At 53.5% G+C, this 318-nt stretch carries 1 protein-coding gene; it reads left to right on the top strand.

Annotation, left to right across the window (positions count from 1 at the left end; all coding sequences use genetic code 11):
* A partial coding sequence (locus AB4486_RS27800; protein ID WP_372120034.1) for a PfkB family carbohydrate kinase occupies positions 1-318 on the top strand: 318 nt, incomplete at both ends.

The raw sequence follows: 318 nt of genomic DNA, 5'->3' as shown, positions 1-318 counted from the left end.
ATCGAGCTGAACGGCAAACCGTTCGGCTCAATGCATCAAACGTTTGGCGGGGACACACTCAATGCTGCGGTCGATCTAAGCCGCGGCTGCGAGGCCAACCTCAATCAAGATGACATAAAAGTGTCCTACGTCACGGCTTTGGGCGCAGACCCGATTAGCAAGGGAATGTTAGAACGCTGGCAACAAGAGGGGGTGTCGACGGACCTTGTTCTACAAGACAGCCAACGTACTCCGGGTCTATACCTAATTCAGCTTGATGACGCAGGTGAACGTACCTTTCTGTACTGGAGAAACCAGTCGGCTGCACGCTACCTGCTA

The sequence above is a fragment of the Vibrio sp. 10N.222.55.C6 genome (assembly GCF_041473395.1).
GTDB classification, from domain to species: Bacteria; Pseudomonadota; Gammaproteobacteria; order Enterobacterales; family Vibrionaceae; genus Vibrio; species Vibrio crassostreae_C.
Note: the sequence above shows the minus strand (reverse complement) of the source record. Positions and strands in the feature narration are given on the sequence as shown.